The organism is Rothia sp. HMSC036D11 (assembly GCF_001814205.1).
In the GTDB taxonomy this organism is placed as follows: Bacteria; Actinomycetota; Actinomycetes; order Actinomycetales; family Micrococcaceae; genus Rothia; species Rothia dentocariosa.
In genome coordinates this window covers 37,924-59,894 of the sequence record NZ_KV815300.1, presented here as the reverse complement: position 1 = coordinate 59,894, position 21,971 = coordinate 37,924, and the positions used below count along the sequence as shown (strand labels likewise).

General features: G+C 56.2%; 13 protein-coding genes and 2 pseudogenes. 11 read left to right on the top strand and 4 right to left on the bottom strand.

What is annotated here, in order from left to right; all coding sequences use genetic code 11:
- The 10 genes and pseudogenes from HMPREF2958_RS05320 to mutM all read left to right on the top strand — a co-directional run.
- Window positions 1-911: pseudogene (locus HMPREF2958_RS05320) on the top strand (transcriptional regulator); the annotation flags it as partial.
- A gap of 81 nt (window positions 912-992) precedes the next feature.
- Window positions 993-2,078, top strand: coding sequence for a thiamine-phosphate kinase (thiL, locus tag HMPREF2958_RS05315; protein WP_246828045.1), 1,086 nt, complete (start codon window positions 993-995; stop codon window positions 2,076-2,078).
- 55 nt (window positions 2,079-2,133) lie between these two features.
- Entirely contained in the window at window positions 2,134-3,348 is a 1,215-nt protein-coding gene (locus tag HMPREF2958_RS05310) for a DAK2 domain-containing protein (RefSeq protein ID WP_246828044.1), read from the top strand.
- A gap of 186 nt (window positions 3,349-3,534) precedes the next feature.
- Window positions 3,535-6,831, top strand: a complete 3,297-nt coding sequence (locus tag HMPREF2958_RS05305; protein ID WP_246828043.1) for an ATP-dependent DNA helicase RecG — start codon at window positions 3,535-3,537, stop codon at window positions 6,829-6,831.
- Window positions 6,832-6,899: 68 nt separating this feature from the next.
- A pseudogene (gene rsmD, locus HMPREF2958_RS05300) lies at window positions 6,900-7,517 on the top strand (16S rRNA (guanine(966)-N(2))-methyltransferase RsmD); the annotation flags it as partial.
- Window positions 7,511-8,008 (top strand): pantetheine-phosphate adenylyltransferase, encoded by a 498-nt coding sequence (coaD, locus tag HMPREF2958_RS05295; protein ID WP_070697146.1) that lies wholly within the window; start codon window positions 7,511-7,513, stop codon window positions 8,006-8,008. The pseudogene rsmD and the gene coaD, both read left to right, overlap by 7 nt.
- A 206-nt stretch (window positions 8,009-8,214) precedes the next feature.
- The gene (locus tag HMPREF2958_RS05290) at window positions 8,215-8,742 is read left to right on the top strand and encodes a YceD family protein (protein ID WP_004004887.1); all 528 of its coding nucleotides are present in this window, start codon (window positions 8,215-8,217) and stop codon (window positions 8,740-8,742) included.
- A 30-nt stretch (window positions 8,743-8,772) separates the two neighbouring features.
- Window positions 8,773-8,976 carry a 50S ribosomal protein L32 gene (gene rpmF, locus HMPREF2958_RS05285; RefSeq protein ID WP_004004885.1) on the top strand — a complete coding sequence of 68 codons (204 nt, stop codon included), beginning with the start codon at window positions 8,773-8,775 and terminating at the stop codon, window positions 8,974-8,976.
- 17 nt (window positions 8,977-8,993) lie between these two features.
- Window positions 8,994-9,680: a ribonuclease III gene (gene rnc / locus HMPREF2958_RS05280; protein ID WP_070697144.1), complete on the top strand. Its 687-nt coding sequence runs from the start codon at window positions 8,994-8,996 to the stop codon at window positions 9,678-9,680.
- 78 nt (window positions 9,681-9,758) lie between these two features.
- Window positions 9,759-10,757, top strand: a complete 999-nt coding sequence (gene mutM / locus HMPREF2958_RS05275; RefSeq protein WP_070697142.1) for a bifunctional DNA-formamidopyrimidine glycosylase/DNA-(apurinic or apyrimidinic site) lyase — start codon at window positions 9,759-9,761, stop codon at window positions 10,755-10,757.
- A gap of 8 nt (window positions 10,758-10,765) precedes the next feature.
- On the opposite strand, the gene HMPREF2958_RS05270 is transcribed toward mutM, so the two are convergent.
- From HMPREF2958_RS05270 to HMPREF2958_RS05260, 3 genes are all read right to left on the bottom strand, one after another.
- Window positions 10,766-11,914, bottom strand: coding sequence for an NAD-dependent epimerase/dehydratase family protein (locus HMPREF2958_RS05270; RefSeq protein WP_070697140.1), 1,149 nt, complete (start codon window positions 11,912-11,914; stop codon window positions 10,766-10,768).
- A 115-nt stretch (window positions 11,915-12,029) separates the two neighbouring features.
- Complete coding sequence (locus HMPREF2958_RS05265) at window positions 12,030-14,960, bottom strand: alpha/beta fold hydrolase (RefSeq protein WP_070697139.1); 2,931 nt, start codon at window positions 14,958-14,960, stop codon at window positions 12,030-12,032.
- A 133-nt stretch (window positions 14,961-15,093) separates the two neighbouring features.
- A complete protein-coding gene (locus HMPREF2958_RS05260; protein ID WP_070697137.1) occupies window positions 15,094-16,167 on the bottom strand; it encodes a 3-oxoacyl-ACP synthase III in 1,074 nt (357 codons plus the stop codon).
- 444 nt (window positions 16,168-16,611) lie between these two features.
- Between HMPREF2958_RS05260 and smc the strand changes: the two genes are divergently transcribed.
- Window positions 16,612-20,217 carry a chromosome segregation protein SMC gene (gene smc / locus HMPREF2958_RS05255; RefSeq protein WP_070697135.1) on the top strand — a complete coding sequence of 1,202 codons (3,606 nt, stop codon included), beginning with the start codon at window positions 16,612-16,614 and terminating at the stop codon, window positions 20,215-20,217.
- A gap of 83 nt (window positions 20,218-20,300) precedes the next feature.
- Here the strand turns inward: smc and HMPREF2958_RS05250 are convergent, their stop codons facing one another.
- Entirely contained in the window at window positions 20,301-21,905 is a 1,605-nt protein-coding gene (locus tag HMPREF2958_RS05250) for an MFS transporter (RefSeq protein ID WP_246828042.1), read from the bottom strand.
- Window positions 21,906-21,971 lie beyond the last annotated feature (66 nt).

Below are 21,971 nucleotides of genomic sequence, written 5' to 3'. Positions count from 1 at the left end.
CGAACCCTACGCCTACACAGGCCAACCCGACACCAGTTAACCCTGCGCCTGATCCTGTACCGACCATTGTGCCTAGTCCGGATCTGACTCCGGTTAACCCTGCTCCGGTGAATCCCACACCGATCCCAGCGAACCCTACGCCTACACAGGCCAACCCGACACCGGTGTATCCTACCCCCACTCCCGTAACACCGGCTCCGGCTAAGCCAACACCCGTGACCCCCACACCGGTCCCGGTCTCTCCGACCCCGTCGCCCGTAACACCTACTCCTGCAGATCCCGCACCCGCACCGTCTCAGGATCCTGGGTGGACCCCTGCGCCTTCGGAGCAGCCTACTAGCCAGCCTGTTCCGTTCCCGAGCCCAAGTGCTTCCGAATCGGCAGCTCCAACTCCTAGCCCGAGCCCGTCGGGGCATGGAAACCCGGGGTCTGACGATTCGCCAGCTCCAGATGCCAGCCCTTCGGCAACGCCGTCGAGCAATGTCTCTCCAGCACCCGCGCCGTCTACATCTGCTGAACCCTTCCCCAATAGCATCGCGACGTTGGGGCGTTTTGCAACAAATTCAGGGTTCCCCAATGCGTTCCCCGGCGCCGCGGACTGGGTACAGGGATATTTGTCCCGTGGAGAGAACGCCCGGAACGGCTCGCCAACTTTGAGAATGGCGAACCCACAGGAGTCTAGAAACGGTTCTTATTCTGTTCCATCTGCTGTGAACCCGGTTGCTCGTCCGCCTGCAACGTCCGCTGGTTCGCAAGCGCAACGGAACGGCGATAGCCCTAAGAGTGTTCAGGAACGTTCAACGGATTCTCGTGGCCCTGGACTCTCAGGTTTCGTGCCGTTGGCGTTCTTCTCCCTGCTAATTCTTGCGATTACCATTGTGGCGATTCGGTACTTTATCCGTGCCAGGTAACAGGGTATGGGCGATTATTGGGGAATGAACCCTCGGACCAAAAAGCATAAAGCACGGGAAAGTTCACTCCGGAAGAGCACATTGGCTCAGCTGGGGGAGTCCCGTGTTTTGCAATTGTTTATGCCCATGCTGGATGAGCATAACCGCTCCATAATCCAGGTTGCCTCCGCACATGGGCAGGAACCGGTGCTTGAAGTAGGTCCCGGTGACGACTGCGCAGTGCTCACGGGCGATAATCGACGCACGGTTATCACCACAGATACTCTGGTACATGGGCAAGATTTTCTCGATATCTGGCCTGCCGGTCCGCGCAGCGGCGGTTACGAGGTAGGGTGGAAAGCCACCACCCAGAACCTTGCCGATATTGCGGCTATGGGTGCTGAACCCGTTAGCCTTTTTGTATCTCTAAGTCTGCCGCCCGAAACCCCCTATGGTTGGGTTGAAGACTTTGCCCGCGGTATCCTCGACTCGCTGCATGCATGCGGCGCTACAGCCTGTACGGTAGGCGGCGGTGATCTAGGCAGCGCACGCGATGCCAGCGTTACCATAACGGCTGTTGGACGATGCGAAATCCCCGTGCTGAGGTCCGGGGCGCAACCGGGAGATACCGTAGCTTTGGCGGGCTGTACCGGGTGGGCTGATGCCGGGCTGCGGCTACTGACAACCACAGGCTCTCTCGACTCGATCGAGCAGCTGCCTTCCACGCAGAAAGAACGTATCGAACGCGCTGTTACCCATCAGCTAAGGCCCGTATCGCCCATACCCGCAGGGCGACGCGCTGCAGCATACGGTGCCAACGCAATGCTAGACCTTTCAGACGGACTCGTTAAAGACGCGCGTCGAATTGCCGAAGCATCCGGCGTCGATATCGTGCTCAATGATTCTGCGATTACCGAGCTGGCACGTGAGCTGGTACCAGTGGCAAGTCTTATTCTTGAGCATCAGCCTCATAACGATCATGGTGATTCTGCGGTCAGCCTGGCCCGTGAATGCGTTCTGGGCGGTGGCGAGGACCACGGGCTTTTAGCATGTTTTCCGGCGGGTGCCACGATTCCTGAGGGTTTTGTCGCTTTAGGCTCTTGCAGTGCTCAAGAACGAAGTGCATCACGAATTCTGTGCGATGGATATGAGCTCCAAAACTATGGTTGGGAACATTACCGAGCATAACCGTCGTATGCTAGAAAGAGCACGGTTACCCAACCCCGGATGGGAAGGATACGTTATGACGAGCGAGCACTTTGCCGCACAAACCCCGCTTAACTTCGGGGTCACGTGGATTGGCGAGGCGCTCTCAACAGTGCGAGTATATTGCGACACACTTAACTCTCTGAACGCTTTCCCTGTTCCCGACCAGGACACAGGCTCGAATTTGGTACACACTTTAGAGGCTCTCAATAAGGCCTTTAGTGAGGAGCTTGATACCCTTCTGCATGATCTTCACGCTCTCACGACGGATATACAGAGCGTTAACCAACGTCTGGGTGAAATCTATGAGAACGCTCTCGTGCAAGCTAGTCGGGTGGCTCGCGGTAATTCTGGGACGCTCCTGTGCGCCTGGGCGTTGGAGGCAGTGCGTACCTACTGGAATTTTCCCGGCCGTCTAGCAGAAGAGCTGGGCGAAGAGGCACATAATCTGCCGCTTCTTCAGGAGCTTGAGGCGATGTACCGCGAAACATCTGTTACGGAAACCGGTACACGCGAGAGCGCGTACCGTGAGAGCTATGCGTTAGCGCTTGCCGCCGAACGAGTACGCCGTATTATTGCGGATGAAAGCCTAGAGCAGGGCACTATGGTAGCGATTATGGTTGCGCTCGCAGATTACCGTTTTCACTATCGTGCAGGATCGGAGCTTACCGATGTGACGGCACGTGCAGAGTTTCGTCGCGCCACGATGCGCCGAGCGCTTGAGGGCACGGCACAGAATCCGCCGCTGCCAGAACTCAAGGGATACGTAGATGCAGGTGCCCTGGGCTTTTATCTGGCTGCGGTACAATCAAATCCGCGCTGGATGAGCTCGCGTATGCCTGCGCAGGAGGTTTATGCCTTGGCGGAGCCTCCTACAGATGTTACAAAGCCAAACAGTACGTCTGCTCGGAAAGCGCGAAAGACCGAAGGAACGCAGGACCAAGCAGAGCATCATACTGATGCGACCGGTACTCGGGAAAGCCCAGGGTCAACCTGGGAAATCATGGGGACGCTAACTATAGACCCCCTTACTCTCGTGCAGCTTCGAGCAGAATTAGAAGAGCTTGGCGACTCGCTGTTGCTCACCCCGCTCGATTTCAAGAACAATATGTGGACCTTACACGTGCATGTGCCGTCTTTGGAAGAAGCCCGCAAAGTTATCGCTCACTACGGTGTATTAGCGGACGAACGAGTAAGCTCGCTGACTGTTCACGAGGACGAGAGCGCCGCACCATCGTGTTCTCAAGATTGATGTCTAGAGCCTGTGTTCACGGGGAGGGTGGGCGATCAGGACATGCGCTGCGTGGTGACATGAGCTAACGAGGTTCGTAGCGTGCCCCAAATGTGCAACGGTAGTATTAAATCTACGTCTTATATGACCGTTCGAGCCGAAGGTATTCGGGTTGACGGAGTGCCGCGAGCAGAAAGGAGGGAAAACGTGTCACCTCAAAACTCGAAAGAAGCGCATGATGAGGGCGCGACTCCCAGCCTTTTTGCTGATGAATTTTTAGAAAGCGGTTTTGGACAGGTCAAGAAAGCTGCCAAACAGCAGCCAACCGATACCGAGCATTCTGACCCTAAATCATCTGCCATTCTCTCTGAAGACGAACTTGTAGCCCATGAATATGTAACGGTTCGCGACCTTGCCGAGTATGCACGCGGCACTAAAACGTTAGCGGAACTCTCCACCCTTGCGCATCAGCGTGAAAGCTCGGAGTATCAGCGTATTGTGGATGCTCTGCGTGCTTCTTTGGGTGCGGCGGCTCAGAATATGGAGACAGCGGAACTGTACGAACTGGCTGATATTGCTTATACGGCGCGTACCGAAGCACCGTCCCAGCGTGGAACGTCTATCCGAGGAAAAACCAAGAAGAGCACACAAACAGCATCGCAAAAACCAGCAGCTAAGGGAGCGAAACCCCCACGAACCAATCCAAAAAATTCTACGCATAAGCAATTAAGCACGGATATCTCTCCGGAGAAAAACAATAATCTTGCTTCTCTTGTAGAAGAGCCGCATCATGAAAAGGTCGAACCGAAGAACGCCGTAAAGACACCGGGAAAGAAACCTTCGCGCAAGAAAGCCGCTGACCCAAATACCCCTAAGAAAGCAGATAAGTTAGCCGCGGGAGCGCGGAATACAAAGTCTAGTTCGGACTCTTCTCAAGAGCAAGAAAAGCAACAGCAACGTGCCGCACGGTCGCGGGCTTTAGCACACTATAACGATGAGAAACGCCTGGAAAACGCACCCTTAACACGCTACCTGTCAGTGGCAACGGCACGCGCCCTCAAAACTCACCTGAGCATAAGCACGGTGGGGGAGCTGCTGGAATATTTTCCACGGAAGTATCTGCCTCGCGGAGAACTTAGCCGGTTTGCCGACCTTGTTGAGGGACAGGACGTGACAATTATCGCCAGGGTCACGAACGTTTCGACCCGAACCATGGCGGCACGCAGAGGAAAAATCACCGAAGTCACGATTACCGATACCCTAGCAGAATCCGACCAGAATTCGGTCGATAATTCTTCATCAGGCACCTTCGCTGTACGCGAGGGTAGGGCCAATACACCGCAACGAATGCTCGCAGGCAAGACAAACCCGCGCGTAAGCGGATTAGCCGCGCCTTCCGCCGGTTACTCGGGCTATGCTGATTCCTACGGACAACAGAACGGCGGAAATGATCTTTTCGGAGTTCCGCAGTATAGTTTCGGCGGTTCAGGTGCACCAGGAACCGGGCGGGTGGGCTCCACCATGAAGCTTTCCTTCTTCAACGCATGGACCGCAGCACGCGAGATCCACGCTGGTGAAACCATGATGTTCTCCGGGAAGGTAGGGATTTATCGTGGGGAGTATACACTGACAAACCCGCATTACGCCCTGCTTTCGGACGACAGAAATGCGAACGCCCCCGAACGGGTCGAAGCGCCCATTCCCGTTTATCGTGCTCCGGTAAAACTGCCAACGGATCGCATCGCGACCGCTATTGCTCAGCTCATCGAATCTGTGCCCCTAAAAGAGCTTGAAGACCCAATACCGTATAAAATACGCCGCGCCCGAAAAGTCCCTTCGCTGGAGTGGACCTATCGCGCCCTGCACACTCCCGATAGTGAGGACACCTGGCGCGCCGCTCAAGCTCAGATGCGCTACCGAGAAGCCTTTGTTCTGCAGAGCGCCTTGGCCCGGTTACACGCCGCACGTGCCGCCCACGCCACCGTGGCCCGGCCCGCCCTGCCGGATGGGGCAGCAGATGCTCTGCTAAAGGTGCTTCCCTATGAGCTCACCGAGGGGCAGCAACGAGTGGGCAAGGAGATTTCCCGTGATCTCGCCTCACCGTCACCTATGAATCGGCTTCTACAAGGCGATGTTGGCTCGGGTAAAACGGTGGTAGCCCTTCGCGCTATGCTTCAGGTAGCCGACTCTGGTGGGCAATCCGCGATGCTCGCGCCCACCGAAGTGCTTGCCGAACAGCATTTCCGTTCGATCCTCGATATTCTCGGGGATTTAGCGGATACAGAGGGAATACCGGGATATGAGACTACGCTTTTTCACCCCCAGAACCAAAAAGAAAGCAAAAAATCCGCGCATCGTGTGCGGGTTAGGCTACTCAGCGCCTCAATGCCTAGTGCACACAAGCGTGCCGTACTCGCCGAAATCGCCGACGGAACCGCCGATGTGGTGATCGGTACCCACGCCCTGCTTTCGGACACGGTCACCTTCCGCGACCTTGGCATGGTTGTGGTCGATGAACAGCACCGTTTCGGCGTGGAACAGCGTGACTCTCTGCGTGGGAACAACGGCGAGCTGCCGCATCGTCTGGTGATGACGGCAACCCCTATTCCCCGTACCGTCGCCATGACCGTGTTTGGCGACCTTGATGTTTCCGTACTCGATCAGCTGCCCGCCGGACGGCAGCAGACCGCAACCCACGTGGTGCCGCTTGCCGAAAAACCGACCTGGGCAGATCGCCTGTGGACACGCGCTCGCGAAGAGATCGATGCAGGGCACCAGGTCTACGTGGTAGTTCCCAAAATTGGCGATGACGATGAAGAACTTGAAGAAGGCCAGCAGCTCTTCGGCGATGCCGGGCGTGAAGGTTCTCAGAGTTCTGACGGCAAAACACGCCTGACCTCCGTGACTGCGATGACCGCCTATCTAAAACAGAATCCGGCGCTGACCGGAACCCGGATTGCAAGCCTGCATGGGCGCATGGACCCCGAGGAAAAAACTGCTGTAATGACCGCGTTTGAACGCGGAGAAATAGATATTCTGGTGAGCACCACTGTTATTGAAGTGGGTGTGAACGTACCGAACGCAACCCTCATGATGATTATGGACGCCGATCGCTTCGGTATTTCCGGGCTGCACCAGCTTCGCGGTCGCGTAGGGCGTGGTGGTTTTGCCGGAACCTGCTTGCTTGTTACCCGGCAAGAAGCAGGAGGGGTATCTCGCGAACGTCTAGATGCGGTAGCGTCCACCACCGACGGGTTTAAACTTTCACAGATAGACCTGCAGCAGCGCCGTGAGGGTGATATCCTAGGTGCCGCGCAGTCCGGGAAGAAGAGTACCCTTAAGTTCCTGCGGGCGCTCGCCGACGCAACCATTATTGAGCGCGCTCGTGAGGATGCGCGGGCGCTGATCGCGGCGGATCCCACGCTGGCGAAGCATCCGAACTTGGCACGTACAATTGACCGGGCGCTTGATGCCGACCGTGAGGCATTTTTGGGGCGTGGCTAACACACGGGTTTGGCGGTTTTGTTACCTTGGGCCTCCGCCACTAGAGACTATCGACGAACAGACGTGAGGAACGCATGAGCCGTATTATTGCCGGAACCGCTGGCGGTCTACGCCTTGCCTCGGTGCCGGGAGAGAACACTCGTCCCACGACCGATCGGGTGAAGGAATCACTTTTCTCGAAGCTGGAGAGCTATGGCGTTGTGCAGGGGGCACGTGTTCTTGATGCTTATGCCGGATCGGGTGCCCTAGGGTGCGAGGCGCTTTCGCGGGGTGCCGCATCCGTCGAGTTCGTGGAGAAGCACCCCAAGGCATGTGAGGTTACCCGCCGAAATGTTGCGGCAACGTCGAAAACTGCAACCGGCGTTACCCGAGTGACTCAGGGGAGCGCGCAAAGCTATGTAGCGGTCCATAGCGGCCCCTGGGATCTTGTATTTCTTGACCCTCCATATGCGTTTACACAAGATCAGATTCTCGATATTTTGTGTGTCATCACCCCGAATCTAGCGGAGGGCGCCATCGTGGTCGTGGAGCGTTCTTCGCGCGACGCGGAACCCGCGTGGAAATCTCAGCTGCGCCGGTTTGCAATGAAGAAATATGGCGAGACAGTGCTGTACTATCTTGAACCAGATGAATCATATACGGATACTGGTTCTGAACCCGCCGAAAGCGAGAACGCTTCATGTTAGCTATCTGCCCCGGATCATTTGACCCGATTCACCATGGACACCTGGAGATTATTGCTCGTACCTCTGCGCTCTTTGATGATGTGATCGTGGGGGTTGCACATAACTCCTCTAAAAAATACCTTTTTTCTCTGCAGGAGCGAGTGAACTTGGTGGAGCGTTCCCTCGCGGAGCGCGGTATTACCACCATGAAGGTTGAGGTTATTCCACCGGGGGTACTTTTAGCACAGTGGGCTCAGGAACACGGGGCGCAGGTACTTGTTAAGGGCCTCCGCTCGGGCACGGATTACGAGTATGAGGCTCCAATGGCGAGTATGAACCGCCATTTGGCAAACTTGGAGACGGTGTTCTTGGCGGGGGAGGACCGTTTCGGCGGGGTGTCTTCGACGATTATCCGTGAGGTTGCATCCTTAGGCGGCGACGTTTCGGTTTATGTGCCGCGTGTGGTTTCGGACGCGCTCGTCGCTAAGCACTCACAGGCTTCGGACCAATAACACGATTGCGTAGTTTTATGCGCGATTCTCCCATGATCGAAGGCTTTTTCCTGGGTTTGCGCGTATTTTATGTGAATTTTGATGCGTCGAATGTCATAGTTTGCCGCCCGAACCTTGATTAACGGCGGTTGAGGGGATAGAATATCTCTTTGGTTTAAGCATTTTGTATAAGGAGATATGCCATTTCACCTCAAAACTCCTCTGATTTGGTGGTGTCAGTCAAAAATCTGGTGCACCGTCCCGGATCTATGGAAACCCTCGACGAGGTTGTACAGGCACCCGCTGAGATGGGTAATGCCCTGATTGGTGTACAAGAAGGCACCGACATGGACCTGAACATTCGGCTGGAGTCGGTAGTAGATGGTATCCTGGTAAGCGGCACAACCGTAGTGGATGTACACGGCGAGTGTAGCCTATGTTTGGATCCGATTGATTACGAAATGTCGACCAACATACAAGAGCTTTTTGTTTTCGAGAAGGCCCCCTCTGGCGGCCCCGAAGACGAAGACGATGAGCAGTATGCCGTTGAAGGTGAATCTATTGACCTTGAGCCGGCACTGCGGGATGCAGTAATCCTTCAACTGCCGTTCCAGCCCGTCTGCCGGGAAACCTGCCAGGGACTGTGCTCTGAATGCGGAGCGCGCCTGGAGGAAGACCCCGGGCATCATCACGAGGTGTTGGATCCGCGCTGGTCAGCCCTACAGGGCTTGCTGAGCGAGGATACCGAAAACTAAATTGTTGTTACGAGAGAATGAGAGATAGCTGTGGCTGTTCCCAAGCGCAAGATGTCCCGCGCTAACACCCGCGCGCGTCGTTCCCAGTGGAAGGCATCTGTGCCGCCGCTGGTTAAGACTGTTGAAAACGGTCGCGTGACTTACAGCCTGCCTCACCAGGCAAAGGTTGTAACCGACGCTGCAGGCAACGCCCTGTTCCTGGAATACAAGGGCCGTAAGGTCGCCGACGCTTAATCACGCGAGTATTCCTGATGACTAACATTCCTAGCGAAGCTGGGGAGTTGCTTGAACGTCTCGGTGTCGATATTGACGCCGAGACGTTTTTGCTGTCTCTCACCCACCGTTCCTACGCTTTTGAAAACCCCGGAGTAGAGCATAATGAACGCCTAGAGTTCCTGGGGGATTCTGTACTTTCTCTTGCCATTGCTGAGGAGGTGTACCGCCGCTACCCCGAACTTCCCGAAGGTGAGCTCGTGAAACTGCACCATGTGGTGGTTTCGGCTCCCGCTTTGGCAATAGCCGCCCGTAAACTAGAGCTGGGTAAGCATATCCGTCTAGGTAAGGGGGAAAGGCTTACGGGAGGTGCCGATAAAGATTCGATTCTTGCCGACACCATGGAAGCTATCTTTGGAGCAACGTACATCAGCTTGGGGCGGGAAGCCGCCCGTGAGCTCGTTCTGCGGTTGATTGCGCCCATGCTAGAAGACGAACAAATTCTCAATTCCGGACGCGACTGGAAAACCGATCTGCAGACGCTGGTAACCTCGCGGTCTTGGGGAGATGTAACCTACGAGATCGAAGCAGAAGGCCCCGACCATGCTCGCGTGTATACTGCCCGCGCTATCGTGGCAAAGCAGACCGCGGGTACCGGAAGCGGACCTAGCAAGAAGGAAGCGGAGCGTCTTGCCGCAGAAGCTGCGTATCGCATACTAGTCTAAAAATAAGTTTGCGCCGCCCGGCGGGAGAAACTATCTTTTGCGTCGAGTGGCGAGTTCATGACGCTGTGAAGGGGAGAGATGCCGGAGCTACCCGAGGTTGAGACTGTGCGTGAGGGTGTGCATCATCATGCTGTCGATTGTGTAATCGAGCGGGTACGCATTCTCGATGAACGCTCTATTCGCCGCCATATCGGAGGTTCTGTGGATTTTACGACGTGTTTAGAAAGAACCCGTATTCGCGGGGCATATAGGCGCGGCAAGTATATGTGGCTGACACTCTCTGCACCCGAAGACGAACCTTTCCCGAAGCGTGGCGACAGCGATGACACGTTACTGCCGTACGCGCTTGTTATTCATCTGGGGATGAGCGGGCAGCTACTCGTGAAGACTCCAGAATTCCCCGCTGAGAAGCACCTCAAAATCGTACTTGAACTCGAACCCGCCGATGGTGAGAGTACCAATAAAGCCACTGAATTACGGTTTGTCGACCAGCGTATCTTTGGTGGAATGTTCCTCTCAAATCTAGTTCCCGATATTCCTGCGGGCACTTCGCCCGCTGGTGCGGAAGAAATATCGGAAGAGTTCTTGGTTCCTGAAGCTGTTGAGCATATTGGGCGTGACCCGGTAGATCCATCCTTTGATGTGGCAAAGATTCGCCGCATCATGCTACGCACTTCCAGCGGCATTAAACGCCTGCTTCTGGACCAGTCCGTGGTTTCTGGGATCGGAAATATTTATGCGGATGAGGCGCTCTGGCGTGCCAGAATACACTACGCAAAACCTGCAAAATCTCTCAGCGCCACCCAAACCCGGGAGCTATTCGCCGCCGTACACCAGGTACTGACCGAAGCGCTCCATGCGGGCGGGACCAGTTTCGATGCGCTCTATGTGAACGTCAACGGACAATCCGGTTATTTTGACAGGTCCTTGAACGCTTACGGTCGCGCCGGAGAACCCTGTCGACGGTGCTTAGAGGCCGGGCGCACCAGCATTATTGTGCGTGAACCATTTATGAACCGTTCCTCATACCGCTGTCCGCACTGCCAACGCAGCCCGCGCGGGCTAAAAATCAGCTAATGTTTTTCCTACACGGCTGAAGAGGAACGCGAATATTTATCCCCGTAAAAAAGACCCAGACGACGGTACCCCTCGTCGATCGTAACAGCGGGCTCCCACTGTAAAAGTTCGCGGGTGAGCCTCTGATCGAACCAGTGCGCCGTTGAAAGCTGCTCTGCCAAAAATTCGGTCATGGGAGGCTCATCCCCGGCTGTTACCGACTTCGGCAGACGACCCCACACCTTTTCGATCAAACGCCCCGCAAAAGCCGCCGCTGGCGCGGGAACCGAGAAACGCGGCGCAGGAACCCCAACCGCCGTGCAGAAACCACTCATCAGCTCAGCAATCGTGCGGGGCTGACCATTTGTGACCACCAGCGCGCGCCCGGCTATCGACTCTAGGCGCTCATAACCGCGTACCAGCGCATCTGCCGCGTTATCAATATAGAGCGTATCGATCAGACCTGTGCCCCCGGAAAGTAGGGGCAGCCGCCCGGACCGAGCCCTATCTAGGATACGCTCCACCAACTGAGTATCGCCCGGTCCCCAAATCAGGTGCGGTCGTAACGCCCCCACGCGCATGGTAGAGCCCGAGGCGAGTTTTGTGCCGTTCGCCGCCAAAACCGCAAGCTCTGCCGTCGCCTTAGAACGAGCATAGTTTCCACGAGCATGCTCGGGGGACGCCGCCCCGTTCCCCTCGCCGATGAGAGCCGTTCCGGCATGAGCAACCGAAGGAGAAGATACATACAAAAACTTAGAAATCGAACGCTCTATAGCGGCATCCAGAAGAGCCTGCGTGCCCACAATATTGGTACGCTCGTAATCCTCCCAATCGCCCGAAACCGAGACTTTCGCAGCGGCATGTACAATGCCGTCCACTCCCACAAGAGCCTGCTCAATAACCTCAGCATTATTAAGAGAACCGCGAACCTGCTCGAAACGAGGGCGTATCGTATCTGGCAGTAGCGCTGCAATACCCGCATCACTGCGCTGGAATACGCGCACATCATACCCGGCACGCAACAGCGCGATGGCGGTTTCACGACCGAGCATGCCGCTTGCACCGGTAATAAGCACACGTTCGCCGCTACGGGCAGCAAAATACGATTCATCGACGGGACGCAAAGACCGCGGCGCAGGGTCGGTATACCGAGCCGCTAAAGGAGCCGGGGTAGCCATAAAAGCCTCCAAAATTCAGGTTTCTCCTGATCTTCAAGAATCTACATGCGAAAACACAACGGGAGAACAGTATCAGGCGGATCCCCTGTGTATCCTCTCACCGCTATCTTAAGAACTAAGCACCCGCAAGTACCTTTGAAGCCCACTCGCCAAGGGCAGGCCTATCAATCTTCGAGTTATGGCGAATATCGGTCGGATGCTCCTTGATAACCAACACAGCCGCCAACTCGATACCCGTATCATCCTGAACGCGCTCGCGGATCTGTCGGCTCAGCTCGAAGGGTGCCTGACCCTGCTTGAGTTTACGGTTGGCGGCCTCAATGACGAGCACGGGTGCGGCTGTGCCTGCAGGACCGACCGAGACCAGTGCGGCACGGCGAACTGCATCCAAGGTCTCAGCGGACTGCTCAGCGGCAACCGGGGTCAGCACACCTTGGGCAGTCAAAAGGACATGCGCTAAGCGCCCCTCAACCCAGAGACGACCGGCAGCATCCAGATGCCCCACATCGCCGGTGTGATGCCAACCAGGGGTTGAAATCGATTTTTCTTCGGTCACCCAGAGGGTATCGTAACGGTCTTTTACATGGGGAGCCGATACCAAAATCTCACCGGTCACACCCGGTTCGTGAGTCATCTCCGAAGCTACGGTTCCATCCTCCTGCAAAGGAGCAATCGCCACCGCCGCACCATATACCGCGTACCCTACACATACCCCGTCTCGTGCAAAAGGATCAAGAATATCGCCCTCGGCATTCGGGGTTCCCTCAGCTAGTGCCTGGCGAATCATATCCAAAGATACATCGGTAACCGGCAGTCCCTCGGTCATGCCATAAGGGGTGTGCAGTGAGGCATGAGGCACCAGCTTCGAGAGTTCGTCAAGCAGGGGAACAGGAATAGGCGCCCCAGCCGACAGCACGGTGGTGACCTCCGCTAGGGCTGCGCGCTGCGAATCAGTGAGTTCGGAGGCGCTTGCCACCACGTTCACGAGTGCCGCAGGGGAGGCGAAGACGGTGGATGCGCCAATCGCCTCGGTCGCGGAGGCTAACGCGGTTGCGGTGAGCGTCTTGGGCTTGGTCACGTCCATCTTCGGGGTAACACTCGTAGCGCCCAGCGCCGGGCCTAGGAGTGCGAAGGGCGCGAATCCAGCCACCAGACCTGACCCGGATTTGAACCCGTAGGTGTTGACGATGGCATCGCGCATACCCGCCAGCTGGCGCTGGGTGTACACAACACCCTTTGCGGGGCCGGTTGAGCCGGAAGTGTACAGGACAGCGGCATCCGCATCCGGATCGGGGCCGGGGAACTCGATAACCGCAGGAGTGGCAATAGGGGCGCTGAGTGTGTTTTCGGATGTTTTAGAACGTGCCGCACGTTTGTGAACGGACTCAAAGACAGAACCTTCTACACCGAGCACCCGATCCTGGAACTTACCGAGCGGTTCTACGGAAATGCGGTGCCCGGGCCACAACAGGGATCGTGCGGCGGCGAGAGCGGCGGGAATGCCCACGATAAATTGCGGGTTGGCGCCCTTGAGCGCGCGCGTAAGACCCGTAAGCCCCAAACCGGTATCCGCCACCACAATAACCGCACCCAGTTTAAGGCACGCATAAATAAGCGCTGTCAGGCGTGACCCAGGTGGCACCATCAGATTCACACGGTCACCGGGACGTACCCCTAGGGCGTGCAGGCGCGCCGCCGCCGCATCCACATGCGTTGCGAGCTGCTGCCACGTAAGCTGTGCTGCAACCTGGGTGCCATCGCCTGCGGAGTCCATATCTACAATTGCGAGTGAGGTGTCCTGCGCGCGTTCGTTCAACGCCGCTATCATCGGACGGAATTCTTCGTGTGCTTCTTCTTCGGAAGTTTTCAGATTCCGAATACGTTCGTCCAAAGCTCGCCGCGCCTCACGATGCTGTGCCTCTGCGTTGACCGGCTTCTCTAGATAACCCTCAACGAGCGTGCCAAAGTTCTGCCCCAGCCAAGCAAAGATAGGGGCGGCAATATCTTCATCTTCGGCAACTAGGTGCGATGCCTTTTCGTAGCGGTGCACCTTGGCCTGGGGAAAACGATCCATCAGATCGAAGAGGTAGCGCCGCTGAAAAACCGGGTCTTTAGTACCCCACTGGAAGAACGCGGGAACCTTCAAATCCCGAACACCTTCCGCAATGCGCACCATATGAGCGTATGAGGCTATATCGGTTCCCGTGGGAATATCGCCCACAAAATTGCGGATACCTTCGCGCCACGCCGGATGCGCATAGGGTGCCCGATAGGTGCGGCGAATCCCCTCGTGAAGTTTGCTGGGGTAAAGCGCACGCGGTTGGGATTCCTGTGGCCCGGCTAGAGCCCGTTCCGAAGAGCCTGGCTCACCTTCGGAGGGCACCCGGCCCTGGTTCTGTACCAGCCCCAGAGTAACGTCTAGAAAAGCTGTAGAGTCTCGTGTACCCAGCTTGTGAACCCCCAAAGCTAGGCGCAGCGCCGCCGGGATGCGCTCAACACCATCGTGATATACAGCCGTGTTCGTGAGCATGACGCCTGAAAGAATATTTTGGTGTTCAATCGCCCAGCCCAGCGAGATTAAACCACCCCAGTCATGGGCGAGGGTCACCACCGGTTTATCGGTTGTATCCAGCCCAAGTGTACGGGTAAAGTCACCCAGGTCTGCTATGCGGTCTTCAAGAGAGCGCCGTTCGTCCTCCAGATCGAGGTGAGTGCGTTCGGAGTACCCCATATCGAGCTGGTCGACAGCGATAACGCGCCACGGCGCTGTACTGTTCACGCCGGCATCGAGTATGGTACGCCACAGATACGACCAGGTGGGGTTGCCGTGTACGCACAGGATCGTGCCGATAGGGTCAAGCCCATGTTCCTGAAGCGCTGGAGTATTGTCGAGGTAATGCCACCGTCGTGCCTGCGCTTGGGCGGCCCGCAGCTCAATCGGGGCGGTGGTAGGTACCTCAAGCATGTGCGAGTAGCGAGGATCAACGCCCGTCCACTCGTGTGGGTTATATGGTGGTTGGGTCTTCGGGAAGTTAAGGTGGCGCATATACTGTCCTTGCTGTTGCGACGGCTCGTCGCCGGTGATATTCAGAGTACCTTGACGTGGGGCTATGTACCGATACAGTGAGGAGCCCCGCACCTGCCGAGGCTCCCACGCGATGAGACGATACTAATTCACATTACCAGTCGATTTCCATGAGCGCAGTATTCAAACCGGAACCCACACCCATGCATAGAATACGGTCACCTTTTTTATAGGTGGGGGCGCATTCCGCAAGAGTCATGGGCAGTGCCGCTGCCGCTACGTTACCCCAAACGGGGAAAGTCAGCGGAATACGGTCGCGTTTAATTCCCACGGCTTCGATAATAGCGTTGGTGTGAGCATTAGAAATCTGGTGAGTCACATAGGAATCCATATTGCTCCACTCCCAACCGTCCTCATGAGCTTGTTCCCAAGCCTGAGCTACCAGCTGCAGACCATGCTCAAGAAGACCAGCGGCATCAGTATTCATGCCCTGATCAGCTTCACCGCCAATACACAGATTACGATGCTCAGTTCCCGCACGCGATACCGAACCGATGATGCGGTGCCCTTCGGGATGCGCATCTGCCTTACCGAGTACCGCCGCCGCCGCACCCGAGCCGAGGGTGAGGGTAGCAAACTGGGCGAGCACATCCTCACGAGATGTATGAGGCTGGCTCAAAATCCGCAGGGCGGTACGATGCCATGGGGAAGGATCTTCACCGGCAACAACGAGAGCGTAGTCAATGGCACCGGAATCGATCATCGTAGACGCCACAGTCATAGCGTTTACAAACCCTAGGCAGGCGTTCGTAATATCGAAGTTTAGGGCGTGACGAGGCAGATTAAGGCGGTCATGAATACCCACAGATACTGCGGGTTCAAAATTGTCGCGGGTTACAGAAGCATTAATGAGCAGCCCCACTTGGTCCCGGTCAACCTTCGCAGCTTGAAGCGCTTTCTCTGCTGCAGCAACGGCACCATCTTCAAAAGTTTGGCCCTCAGCCCAGCCACGACGTTCGCTAATACCCGCCAGACGCTCCAGTAACCCCTTAGGCATCTTCAGACGCTTATAGGTGTTGGACAATTGTTCGTCAAAATATGAGCTTGTAACTACACGGGGAGGAAGTTCATGCGCGATAGAAAGTAAAGCAGCGTTACGATGCCGGATATCAGAATTTACGCCGGGCTTATCTGCGTCAGAAGTCGCGGCTGCAGTGTGTTCGGACAATCTGTATGACCTTTACAGGGAGGTACGTCTATGATGGGTGCAACGAAGAAATAGCGGAGGCGCTGGTACGCTCCCCGCATCGTCGACTTAGTTAAATCTACCGTACCCGCGCCCTAAAGTCCGAAATTCCGCATTCATGACTCCGTGCGCCGCATGGCAGACATCCCTAGAATATCAAGGCGTAAAGTTATTGTGCGGCCCTTGGCGGCTTCGAGATACGGAATATTCGTTCACCTATCGCTTAAGACCTTCAACTGGAAGCCGACGCTTCCCGGCAGTTCAGGATGCAAACTTTCCTAAAGCCGGGCAACGTCCGTTGTGCGTCCTTAAAATCTGGATAAGCTCGTTTCATGCCCGGAACGCTGATGATGCATCTGAGTACAATAGAACTACTCTGCGCCTGCTAAAACCCCGGCGCGGTTTCCACCCGATGAAAGGCAATCCGTGCACCTGACTTCGCTCACCCTACGCGGCTTCAAGTCTTTCGCATCGTCCACCACATTTGAATTCGCACCCGGCATTAACGCGGTGGTAGGCCCTAACGGCTCGGGAAAATCAAATATTATGGATGCGCTCGCCTGGGTTATGGGGGAGCAGGGGGCAAAAACTCTGCGCGGTGGTTCCATGCAGGATGTTATTTTTGCGGGTTCTGGTACGAGTGGAGCCGAAAACAGCGGAAAATCCCAATTAGGGCGTGCCCAAGTTGTTTTGCGCCTAGATAATACAGATGGTGCGCTGTCGATACCCGCCGACACTGTCGAAATCTCACGTACTATGTTCCGTGCCGGTGGCAGCGAATATGAGATTAATGGTTCGCCTGCTCGTCTGTCCGATGTGCATGATATTCTCGCGGAAGCTGGAATGGGGCGTGAGATGCACGTGCTTATCGGACAGGGTCAGCTCGATAAAATTTTGCACGCCTCTGCCGCCGAACGCCGCGAAATTATGGAAGAGGCCGCCGGAATCCTAAAATACCGCCGCCGCCAGGATAAAACCGCCCGCAAACTTGAGGCCATGAGTGCTAATCTGACCCGCCTGAACGACTTGGCTGCCGAGCTCAGCAACCAGTTGGAACCGCTTGGGGATCAAGCAGAGTCTGCGGCAACCGCGCGCGAACTGCAAGCGCGCATCCGCGAACTGCACGGCATACTAATCACCCGAGAAACCCATGCGCTCAACGCCCAAGTACAGGAACAGACCCGGCGACTTAGCGATACGATTGAGCAGGCGCATGAACTCGATGAAAGCCGCGAAAAAATACGGACGCGGCGAAAAACCCTCGACGAGAATCTTGAATCAACCCGCCGCGAGCAAACGGAGGCGAACGCTCATCTAGCGCGCATCCGCGAGCTTGTGGCACGGGTTAACGCGGTAATTGCGGTAGCGGCTGAGCGTGCCCAAGCGGAAGAAAACGCTCCTGCTCTTGAAGACTATCGGCAGGAAGTTGAGCGCTGTGCACAACGTCTTGCAGAGGATGAAAAAAATCGTGACAGCGCGGCTGTTGAGTACGAAAAAGCGCAGACGGAGGCTCAGGAGTCTGAACGTCGAGTACAGGAACTTACAAGCGCTCTCGCCACATTGGAAAACACTCGTGCTAAACGCGAGGTTGAGCGTGACCGCGCTAGGGAACGCCGTGCCGAACTTGCTGAAGCTACCGCCGTGGCACGCGCCACCTATGAACGCGCTTGTGCCGTGGAAGAGACCCGCCGTGCTGAACACGAAGACTTGACCGCCGAATCTGCGCGTATGGCTAAGACCGTAGCGCACTCAGAGGCTGCCCTGCAGACGGCGGCAGCGGAAGAAGAAACTCACCAGCGGGATCTCACCGCTGCCGCTAGTGCACGAACTAAAGCCGAAGAAACCCGTGAAAAGGCCAGTGCCCGGGTATTAGAGGCCTCCCAAACATACGCTGGCGCCCATGAACGCGCCGCAACTCTGCGAGAAGCCCTTGGGCAAAGCCTAGATATAGCTGGCAATCTCTCGGAAGTACATCTCGATCAGCTCGTGCGTGTTTTTGAGGTTCTTACCATCGAGAAAGGCTGGGAGCGCGCCGCCTCTGCCGCACTGGCTGCCTTTGCATCGGCGGCAATTAACGCCCCGCAAGACACCCATATTTCTCGTCTTATCTCTGATGCTGGGAAGAAAACAGCGAAGACTAAGAAGCCATCTCGAAAGACAGAAGAATTAGCGGAAAAAACTCTGGATCTTTCAGATGTGCCAGATGCCGTAGCGGCGCTTACAGTCATTACTCCTGTCACAGACTCGGCAGAGAATTTACTCGATAAATCTGCCCGCACAGCTCTTAACGCGGCACTCTACGCACGCCTGCACGGAGTTTACTTTGTGCAGGATGCGCCCGCAGCTGCCTTAGCACTTACCGCCGGCGCTTACCGTGTTTACGACAGGCAGGGAATCGAATACACCGCCTACAGTGTTCTGCACCCGGCACACGAACAGAGTGCCCTCGAACTTGCCGCCGCCGCGCAGGCCGCCTGTGACGACGCCGAAAAAGCTCTAGAAAAACTCAACCGTGCCAAGAAAAAGCTTACGGCCGCCGAACGAACTCTCACCGATGCACTCGATGCGGAACGCAGCACCGCCAAACTTCTAGGTGAATCCCGTGCCGCCCGCGCCCGCGCCGAGGCTGAGCATGCGCGCATCCTAAGCCGATCCGAAAGTCTGCATGCCGAGATCGCGCGCGCTGCCGAAAAACTGCACCATGCCGCAGATGAAGCACAGGAACTTCAGAGCGCATACCAACAGACACGCGACGAGCTGACCGCCCATGAAGAAGCTCGTATAACGCATAGTGCAGAGGCCGAAGCCGATGGTACCCCGGATAACCCTGCCGATCTCGAAGGCTCTCTCGCGCAGGCACGCAAAACACTGCATAAGGCAGAACAGCACCATGCCCGCGTCCAGGCCGAAGCTGCACAACGAGTCGCCGAAATGCATGCTGCAGAAGCCTCAATGGAACGCACCCGGGAGGTTTATAGCCGTGCAGAACGTGCTCTTACCGCAGCGCAGGCAGCGCGCGAGCAAGCGCATCGCCTAGCTACCGCAGCACGTTCACAACAGCGCCAAGCTCACGCGCTAGCTGATGCTCTAGCCACTGAAGCAGAAACCTGGAAAAATTGTCTTGACGAAATCGCTCATAGCATGAGCAAAACCGCCGAACAACGTGCCGAAACCTACACCGAAGAACAAGACCTTGCAACGGCCCACCAAGCAGCCCTCGCCCTCATCTCGCGCGCCGAAACCGAACTCGCACGCCTCGACACCCGTCGTGAGACTTTGGCAGAACGCTCACGGCTTCTGACCCAGCTGCCTCTCGACGAAATTCTGCAGACACACCCCAACCCAGACGAAAACGCCGAAGATTACGTACCCACCGAGACCATTCAAACACGGCTTGCCGCCACCGAACGCGAACTCGAAAAGCTCGGCAAAATCAACCCCCTCGCCCTCGAAGAATACGAAGCGCTTAGCGAACGACACACCTACCTGCGAGAACAAATCGCTGACCTCAAAAAATCTCGCGGCGATGTCATGACCGTCATGGACGAAGTCACCACCCACATTGCCGAAGTTTTCACGCAGGCATTCAACACCGTAAACGAGCATTATGAACGTATCTTCGGCATACTTTTCCCCGGAGGTGAAGGTCGCCTAGAGCTCTCCGACCCTGACGATATTCTTAACTCAGGCGTAGATATTTATGCCCGTCCGGCTGGCAAAAAAGTCAAACGTCTCTCGCTTCTTTCCGGAGGGGAACGATCGCTCGCATCCCTGGCGTTGTTAATCGCCATCTTTATGGCAAGCCCCTCACCGTTTTATGCCCTTGATGAGGTAGAAGCAGCCCTTGACGACCGCAACCTAGGGCGAGTCCTCACAGTACTGCAAGAACTAGGGGAGCGCTCGCAGCTCATCGTGATAACCCACCAAAAACGTACGATGCAGATTGCACAAACCCTTTACGGCGTTTCGATGCGCAACGGCGTTTCGACTGTAATCTCACAAAATATGGATGAGCTGCGCGAGCTGCTCTAACGTTTTCTAAGCGCAAAATAAAATACTGTGGGCTAAGAATGCTCGAAGATGTTCTTAGCCCACAGTATTTTGTGAATGTTCCCCTACCTTCCGGTATAGTTCTTATCCGCCAGTTCGCGGGGCCAGTGTGGAGTACGGAACGGTAGCCAGGTGAGTGAAGCTGCCAGGAGCAAACCTCCGCAGAGCATGAATGCAGGTGTGAAGCCCCACGTATCGGCAACAGTACCGGCGAGAAGCGGGCCCAGAATCATGCCGAAATCACTATGCATTTGGAAAGTTGCAAGCACGGGTGCTCCATCGCGTTTGCTACCGATCACATCGGCAACAGAGGCTTGCAGCGAGGGCGTGATCAGTGCGGCACCAGCACCCATACCCACGATGAGAGCCACAAGCATCCAAGGCGCCGAAGAAATACCAATAGTCGAAATGGCGGTTCCGGCGATAAGCAAACCGATAAAAATCATGATGCGCCGCCCCAAGTTGTCTGATAGACGCCCCGAAACGGTTTGGGTAAGAGCATTTGCTAACGAACCGACCGCCATCACCGTAGAGGCAAGGACGGTTCCCTCCGGTGCCCTAGACGCATCGCCGCCCGTCGCCAAATACGCCGCGAGCAGAGGAATCAAAGAAGACTGTATGCCTAAAACAGCCCAGCCGATCGTAAAGTTCGTGAAAAGCGCCGATCGATAGTTCGTAAATTTGAGTGCTTGCCGAACGGTCATCGTGGCTGGCATAGGGGGTTTCTGCCGGGGTGATTCCTTGCCCGAAGCCGGTACATCGGTTGCAGAAGCATCGTTAGTATCGGGGGACGCGTTGGAGCCAGTATCATGCTGGGTGGGAAGACTATATGCCTCACGTTCGGCATCAATCTGATCGGCAGGAGGCATCATGAACCAGACGATAGCCCCAGCTACCAGCAGAGAGCAGCCGTAGAGGGCAAATGGCAGGCGCATCCCCAAGCCGCTGAGCGCACCGCCGACGACCGGTCCCATAATGTTCCCGAGCAGGAATGCGGTAGCGTAGTATCCCGAAACCCGCCCGCGCATATGCGAAGGTGCTAAACGCACCAGAAGACCCATCGCAGAAACCGTGAACATGACCGAACCAATACCTGCGAATGCGCGCGAAGCCAGCAGCACCCAGTAATCCCAGGCAGCGGCATTTACGAAGGACGAAACCGCCACAATAACCATGCCGCAGGTGTAGATAGGGCGCTCACCAAACCGTGAGATGAGCTTGCCCGCCCCCGGTGCGAAGACTAACCGCATGGCTGCCAATGCCGAGACCACAATCGTTGTTGCCGCTACTCCCACGTTAAAGCTACGCGCAAAACTAGGGAGTACAGGTGCTACGAGTCCGTACCCGAGCGCGATCATAAAAGATGCGGCAATGAGTACCTTCAACCCGGTAGGAATACGAGTTTTTGCGGGGGTTTCAGGCGGTGCACCTTCAGCTTCGTCAGCCTTCGTGAGCTGGATGCGCCTGCCGCTCTCATCCTCAATAGTTGCGGATGCGATGGCATCCGCTCCGGGGCTGACGATAGGGATCGCACCGGTTGCTGCACTCATGTAGTCCGGTGTGCATTGCTGCGTGCTGCCGGTATTGGAAGGTTCGTTCTTCCCGGTATCCTGCTGAGTTTCTGCGGGGGAGGAGCCTTGGGACTGTGCGTTGTGTTCGTGCGGGGTCATAACTCTTTCTGAGTATTTGGCGGTAGAACCACCCTGGCAGCGAAGCTGCCGTGCGTGTTGGTTAGG